Raw genomic sequence first — 3,780 nt, forward strand, 5'->3', positions numbered from 1 at the left:
AACTCACTGCGACAGAGAAGCTGCCTTACGCGGTCGCGCAAGATTACTTAGCACGAACACCAGAAACGCGAGACAACACCCTTATCATTGCTTACACAAACAATGATCGTGACAAAATCACTGAACACATTCGTACTGGCCTGATGAAAAATACAGAGATAGGCAAAGAGAACATCACCACCACAAGGCTACGCTCAACGGGCAACAGCAAAGAGGAACTCTCGACCATGATGCCGTATCAAAAAGGACTCATACTGAGCACCAAGCCAGGGGAGTACAGCACTATCACCAAGGTCGATTCTGAACATGGTGTGGTGATGGTCAAAGACCAAGAGAGCGGTATTGAGAAGCCATTCTTACCACGCAACAAAGACCATAAGTTCACAAGTCTCTTTGCCAAATCGGAAAAGCCGCTCTCAACGGGCGATAAAATCATGACTCGCTTTACCGATAAAGAGCGGGGCATCAAAGCCAATGTGCCGTACCACATCCTCAGTGCCACAAACGAGGAAATCACCGCCCAATCAAAAGACGGACAAACGTTAGCCATCAACCCTCAAGCCCTAAAAGACGGCCATTGGGACTACGCTTACACTCGCACCGCTGATATGGCGCAAGGGGCAACCTATCAACACGTGATAGCAGCGATTAAGGGAATGGGGGCATTGACCAACTTAAGACGGGCTTACATTGATTTAAGTCGTGCGAGCACTCACGTTAAACTCTTTACCGATAACCCTAAAGCCATGATGAAAAGCTGGCTATCAAAAGAGGTCAATAAACACAGCGCCATCGAAACGCTCAATACTATACCGCCCCAATCAACGACGTATTTTAATCACAACGCCCTGCCCCACGAGGACACTCGTTATCAAGATAATAACGGGGACTTTAATTACAACCAATTTAAAACGCACATCAATAAGGAGCTACCAAAATATACGGAAAGTTTAGCCATCAACCTACTTGGACAGCCAAACAAGTCAAAGTCTGACCGTGACTACCTCACTTTCGGCATTGGCAAATCAGCCATAAAAGTGTCATTAACGGGCGAACATCGAGGGTATTTTAAAGACTACACTACTGGCGAAAAAGGCTCATTGATTAACCTAGTAATGAGTTATAAAGAGATGAATTACAAAGAAGCCATGGCAGAAGCCCATAATATGCTTAATGAGCCAAATAAATATCAACTAGAGGAAAACAGTAAACATGACAAATTACTGCAAACCACACCAAAACATATTGCGCAATTTGAAGAAAGGGCGAAAGAATATGTACAGACGAGTCAACCACTGAAAGGAACCTTAGCTGAAACCTACTTGAATAAGTTGGGTATTGAACAGCCACAAGGCGAGCACGTCCATTTTCATCAAAGCGTTTATTCATCCGAAGATAAAAGCTTGCACCCTGCCATGATAACCAACATCCACAATAAAGACGGAGACACCAAAGCGATTGAAGTCACCTATTTGGATTTTCAAGGAAATAAAGACGACACACTTGATATTAACCCTAGAACCCTCGGCACAAAATCCAAACACCTGACACAATTTCATCAAGGCCATGATTTGCACACGACGATTATTAGCACATCAATTGAAAATTCGTTTGCGATTAATCAGGCGCATCAAGGCCAATACGATATAATCAATGTGAATCATAAGAATGACATTCAAAATATATCAACCGATGAACTTCGCCAACAAATCATCATTGCTCTTAGCCACGGCAATACAGATTTAAACCCCAATAACATTGAAAAAATAATGGCCAACTTTGCAGGTCGAGACATACAATTCGTCTCGCCTGAAAACATGCTCACTGATATCCAAGCGTGTATGGATAAATACCACCATCAAGGTGTCGATGAAAGGCAAGAATTAAACCAAGAATCGCTACCGATTGACACACTCAATGATAAAAAAGAGAGCGTTATTTCACAATATGGTAAAGATCAAGACAGTAAAGCATTAGAGCAGTTCGAGCCACAAGAGTCATCAAAGCAACAAGGACTCGACTTTGATAATAAACATCACGAGCCGATGGGTCGAGAAATCGAGCGGGAATTAGAAAGATAAAACAATAAAAAGGATAGCCCTAACAGGCTATCCTTTTTTTTCGCCTGCAAGAAAGGTATCCACTTTGTTATTAACATCGGCTTTAACTTGTTGCCTAAATGTTTTCGCTTCGTCTTTGACTCGAAATAGTTTTTCACCATCAAAGGTTTGACCATGAGTCACATCACTGACCGCTGATGTGTTGCGAACCACACGATAAATCTCTTCCATCAACTCTCGATTCGACGGTCTACCATCGTCACTATCGTTGAGCTTAATACGCAGTGCTAACGTCAACAGTTGACGAGTAGCTTCAGAATCACTCAGACGCTCCTGATCTCTAAATTTAATGAAGTCTTGCTCTAACTTGCCGCGTAAAGTGCTTTGTAAAGGGTAAGAGCGGGCCATTATCCTCTCCTTTTTAGTTCAATGAATCTCAATAATATATCAATATAATCACATTGAAGCAATCAACAAAACACCCACTTTAAACCTTACTGCAAAAGGGATAAATAAGAATTGAATGACAACTAATTTAAAACCCATTTAAACACCCCGCAGAGCCTTACTACAAAAGGGATAAATGCCATTTAATTGAGATTGCATATTTACCAATTGAGATTTCAGCGGCTAATTAGTTGAGATTTTGAAAATTTTTTTGAGGTTACTTTTAATGGTTGGGAAGGTTTTAAGCTCTTGTTTATATTGGTTTTATATTTTTACAGACAACCATTTAAATCGATTTTCGATTTAGCGAGGTGTGTGGATGATTCTAAAGAAGTGACGATCAACTCCAATGAACTTCCGTTTGTTTTGTGTTTTTGGGTGGTGCTCTAGGAACAACGAGAGCAAAAGCCGAACCGTTGGCGATTGAATCAAGGGTGATAATGTAAATATTGAGAGGGATGGAAAGCGGAAAAGGAAGAGTTTGAGATAGTCAGCACCGCACCACAATGGTGCATAGCTGCTAATTTTAATTACGGTTGGTAATAAACTTTTTGTACTTTTTGGATGTATATTTTTCTAGCGTTTTCGGTGCGTTTAGAAAATCCGGCATTATATGCCCCGACACTGTTCCAGTTATAGCCATGTGTAGCAAAGTTAGAGCTTAATACCCATGCGCCTAATGAAACATTAAAACACGGCTCATAAATATTCGTTTTGTTTAAGTTAAATTCAGCGAGTCGGGAGAACCAACTAGAGTTAATTTGCATCAACCCAAAATCACGGCTTATAATTTTTCCCGACCTGTTTTTATTTTCATTGTAAGCGTTGGGATCAAGACTGCTTTCGACCTGAGCAATAGAACGCAACAATTTTGGATCAACATTGTAATGAGATCCGGCTTCATCAAAACAGAACGCGCCCGCAGCGGTTGGGAACAATAACAATAGCAAAGATAATTTTTTCATAATCAAAAAAAATGGAGTCCGTTGTGTACTCCATTCTATCGCATATTGAAAGTGATTAATATTCACTCGGTAGTAAAACAGTTGTTACGCTTCTATCTCGCTCGGTAATGATCCATATACGTTCACCGCACAGTATGTATTCAGATATAATACGCTCGCCTGTTTTGGCCGCTTCGTCATTGGTTATTTTATCCTCAGCACAAACATTACCCCAATCCCCATTATTATGACGCATTAAGTAAATGTGTAAACTTGCCCCAATATTTTTATCCAGTAATTCAGCAATGCCTTGCGTCATGACTATCTCT

Annotated in this window: 3 protein-coding genes and 1 pseudogene; 1 reads left to right on the forward strand and 3 read right to left on the reverse strand. The window is 40.8% G+C overall.

Annotated features, from left to right (window positions below; all coding sequences use genetic code 11):
- Positions 1–2,081 (forward strand): annotated as a pseudogene (locus tag SJY39_RS19280) (conjugative transfer relaxase/helicase TraI); the annotation flags it as partial.
- A 27-nt stretch (positions 2,082–2,108) separates the two neighbouring features.
- On the opposite strand, the gene SJY39_RS19285 reads toward SJY39_RS19280, so the two are convergent.
- The 3 genes from SJY39_RS19285 to SJY39_RS19295 all read right to left on the reverse strand — a co-directional run.
- Positions 2,109–2,468: a hypothetical protein gene (locus tag SJY39_RS19285; RefSeq protein ID WP_102332424.1), complete on the reverse strand. Its 360-nt coding sequence runs from the start codon at positions 2,466–2,468 to the stop codon at positions 2,109–2,111.
- Between the two features lie 569 nt (positions 2,469–3,037).
- Positions 3,038–3,472, reverse strand: a complete 435-nt coding sequence (locus SJY39_RS19290; RefSeq protein WP_102332425.1) for a lytic transglycosylase domain-containing protein — start codon at positions 3,470–3,472, stop codon at positions 3,038–3,040.
- A 55-nt stretch (positions 3,473–3,527) separates the two neighbouring features.
- On the reverse strand, positions 3,528–3,780 hold a 253-nt coding region (locus tag SJY39_RS19295), incomplete at its 5' end, for a type I restriction endonuclease subunit M (protein WP_390242649.1).

The organism is Vibrio sp. R78045, from assembly GCF_042466085.1.
GTDB lineage: Bacteria > Pseudomonadota > Gammaproteobacteria > Enterobacterales > Vibrionaceae > Vibrio > Vibrio cyclitrophicus.